Source organism: Streptomyces rugosispiralis (assembly GCF_024505145.1).
GTDB lineage: Bacteria > Actinomycetota > Actinomycetes > Streptomycetales > Streptomycetaceae > Streptomyces > Streptomyces rugosispiralis.
Genome location: NZ_JANIAA010000117.1, coordinates 1 through 3996, shown reverse-complemented (window position 1 = coordinate 3996; position 3996 = coordinate 1). Strand labels below are relative to the sequence as shown.

At 73.2% G+C, this 3996-nt stretch carries 1 protein-coding gene; it reads left to right on the top strand.

The window, feature by feature from the left end:
- The coding region (locus NP777_RS46540; RefSeq protein ID WP_256656268.1) for a condensation domain-containing protein at positions 1 to 3996 on the top strand (3996 nt) is incomplete at both ends.

The window sequence follows — 3996 nt, the reverse complement described above, 5'->3', positions numbered from 1 at the left end:
AGGAGAGCGGACTCGGCAACGTCCACAGCCTCGGGGACCTGGAAGTCGACCTGACCGCGGGAGTCTCCGCCCGGGAACTGCGCCGCTTCGTCTCCGACAGGCTGCCGGAGTTCATGGTGCCCGCCGTCTTCGTCATGCTCGACCGGCTGCCGCTGGCACCCAATGGGAAGCTGGACCGCGCCGCCCTGCCCGCGCCCGACTTCACCGGCGGCGAGTACCGCGCCCCCCGCTCGGCCGCCGAGGACGTGCTGGCGAGCGTGTACGCCGAGGTCCTGGGAGTGGACCGGGTCGGCATCGACGACGACTTCTTCGCCGTCGGCGGCGACAGCATCCGCTCCATCCAGGTGGTCTCCCGCGCCCGCGCCCACGGCGTGGAGGTCACCCCCCGGCAGATCTTCGAATGCCGCACCGTCGCCGAACTCGCCGAGACCGCCGTCAGCGGTGACCAGGCCGGCGCCCTGCCCCGGCTGGAGGAACTCGAAGGTGGCGGCACCGGCCGGCTGCCGCTGCCGCCGGTGGCGCGCTACATCCGCGGGCTGGGCGGTGACAGCGACCGGTTCGCGATGTCCATGGTGGTGGAGCTGCCCGACGGGATGGACGAGGCACGGCTCGTCGCCACCCTGGCCGCCGTCGTGGACCACCACGACGTGCTGCGCGCCCGGCTGACCGACCAGGACGGCGGAGCCCTGCACATCGACCCGCCCGGCACTCTCGAGGTCGCCCCGCTGCTGCGCCGCGTCGCATGCGACGGCGACTGGGACGAGGGGTGGCACGAGCGGGCCGCGACCGAGCTGCGGGCCGCCGTGGAACGGCTGAGTCCGCGGACCGGTGTCATGGCCCAGTTCGTGTGGTTCGACGCCGCCGCCCGGCCCGGCCGCCTCCTGATCGTCCTCCAGCACCTGGCGGTGGACGGGGTCTCGTGGCGCATCCTGCTGCCCGACCTGGCCGCCGCCTGGGCACACGTCCGCGACGGACGCCGGCCCGAACTGCCACCGGTGGGCACCTCCGTGCGGCGCTGGGCACACGCCCTGACCGACCAGGCCCGTCACCCCGACCGGGTGGCCGAACTGCCGCTGTGGCGCGGCATGGTCGCGGGCCCGGAGCCGGCCCTGGGCAGCCGGCGGCTCGACCCGGCCGTGGACCTGGCCGGCACCGTGGAGCACCTGTGGATCCAGGTGCCGCGGAACGTCACCGAGAGCGCGCTGACCACTCTGCCGGCCGCCTTCCACGGTGGGGTCAACGACGGGCTGCTGGCCGCGCTCGCGCTGGCGGTCGCCCACTGGCGGCGCCGCCGTGGTGTGCGCGAGACCTCCTCGCTGATCCGGCTGGAGGGCCACGGCCGGGAGGAGAGCGCCGTGCCCGGCGCCGACCTGTCGCGCACGGTGGGCTGGTTCACCAGCGTCTTCCCCGTACGCCTGGACCTGGTGGGAGTCGACCTCGACGACGCCCTCGCCGGGGGGCCCGGCGCGGCCGCCGCCGTCAAGGCCGTCAAGGAGCAGTTGCGGGCCCTCCCCGACAAGGGCATCGGCTACGGCCTGCTGCGCTATCTCAACCCGGAGACCGCCGAGGTCCTCCAGCGGTACTCCACCGGCCAGATCGGCTTCAACTACCTGGGCCGGTACGCGGCCGGCGACATGCCCGAGCAACTGAGCGGCCTGGGCTGGACGCAGGCCCAGGACACCGTCGACCTGGTGGCCGAGCTGGACCCGCGGATGCCGGCCCTGTCCGTGCTCGACGTCAACGCGCTGGTCACCGACGCCGACGACGGGCCGCGGCTGAACGCCCGGCTCAGTTTCGCCACCGGCGTCCTGTCCCGCGAGGACGCCCAGGAGCTGGCCGACCTGTGGTCCGCCGCCCTGGAGGGGCTGACCCGCCACACGGCCCGGCCCGGCGCCGGCGGGCTCACCCCCTCCGACGTGCCGCTGGTGGCGGCCACGCAGGCGGAACTCGACACCTGGGAGCTGCGCTATCCCGGGCTGGCGGACGTATGGCCGCTGACCACCATGCAGTCCGGGTTGCTGTTCCACGCCATGCTGGCGGGCTCCACCTTCGACGCCTACCAGATGCAACTCGTCTTCCACCTGGCCGGACCCGTCGAACCCGAACGGATGCGCGCCGCGGGCCAGGCGCTGCTGGAGCGGCACGCCAACCTGCGTGCCGCCTTCGTCACCGACGACGCCGGTGACCGGGTGCAGGTGATCCCCGGACACGTCGAACTCCCCTGGTACTTCCTCGACCTGGGCGACCTGGCCGACGCCGCCGAGCGGGACGAGACCCTCAAGCGGTTCCTCGCCGAGGAGCACGGCACCCACTTCGACCTGGCCACCGCGCCCCTGGTGCGGATGTCCCTGGTACGGATGGGAGACGAACGCTGGGAACTGGTCTTCACCGCCCACCACGTGCTGTTCGACGGCTGGTCCGTGCCGCTGCTGATGCAGGACCTGCTCCGGCTCTACGGCTCGCACGGCGACCAGGCGGCACTGCCCCGCGCCCGCGAGTACCGCGACTTCCTCGGCTGGCTGACGGACCAGGACCACGAGGCGGCCGCCCGCGCGTGGGCGGAGGAGATGTCCGGGTTCGAGCAGCCCACCCTGCTGGCGGGGCGCGCCGCGACCGAGGCCGATCCCGCGGGCATCGGGCAGGTGGACGTACCGCTGTCCGCGGAGGTCGCGCGGGAACTGGCCCGGGTCGCCGGAGACCTGGGGCTCACCCTCAACACCCTGGTGCAGGGTGCCTGGGCCGTGCTGCTGTCCCGGCTCACCGGGCGGCAGGACGTCGTCTTCGGCGCCACCGTCTCCGGCCGCCCGCCGGCGGTGCCGGGCGTGGACGCCATGGTCGGCCTGTTCATCAACACCCTGCCGGTACGGGTGGACTGCGCGCCCGCCCACTCCCTGCGCGAGCTGCTCGCGGAACTGCAGAGCCGGCAGAGCGCACTGCTGGACCACCACCACTACGGACTGCTCGACATCCACCGGGCGACCGGGCTCAACGTCCTCTTCGACACCCTCGTCGGCTTCGAGTCGTATCCGATCGACCGGGTGGGCATCACCGAGGCCAACACCGCCGCGGGCATCGAGATCACCGGCATCAGCCCGCTGAGCGGTGCCCACTACCCGCTGGTCGTGATGGCGTTCGCCGAGCCGCACCTGCGCATCGGCCTCCAGTACCAGCACCACCTCTTCGAGCGCGAGACCGTCGAGGGCATCGCCGCCCGCATGGAACGGCTGCTGCACCAGCTGGCGGTCGATCCGGACACCACCGTCGGCGCGGTGGACGTCACCGCCGACGCGGAGGAGACCCTCTTCGAGGGGCTCAACGAGACCGGTCCGGGTGCCGATGGCTCGGTCCCCGAGGTGTTCGCCCGGCGTGTCTCCGAGGCGCCGGACGAGGTCGCGGTGGCTTTCGGCGGGGTGTCGGTGACCTATCGGGAGCTGGACGAGTGGTCGGGCCGGCTGGCGGGTGTGCTGGTGCGGCGTGGTGTGGGTCCGGAGTCGGTGGTGGGGGTGGCGCTGCCGCGCTCGGCGGAGCTGGTGGCGGTGCTGCTGGGCGTGCTGAAGGCGGGGGGCGCGTATCTGCCGGTGGACCCGGAGTATCCGGCCGAGCGGCTGGAGTTCATGCTCGCCGACAGCTCCCCGGCCCTCGTGGTGACCACCGGGGAGCTGAGGGTCGAGCTGCCCGCCGGGTCCTGCCCCTTCCTGACGCTGGACGATCCGGACGTGGTCGCGGAGGTCGCGGCGGCTCGGGTGCCGGGCCTGTCCGCGGTGCCGCCGGATGGGCTGGCGTATGTGATGTACACCTCCGGCTCCACCGGGGTTCCCAAGGGCGTGGAGGTCACCCATCGGGCCGTGGTCGGCCTCGCCGGTGATGCCCGCTACCGGGGAGGCGCCCACGCCCGTGTGCTGTTGCATTCGGCGCAGGCCTTCGACGCGTCGACGTTCGAGTTGTGGGTGCCGTTGCTGGGTGGTGGGTGTGTGGTGGTGGCGCCGCCGGGGAAGT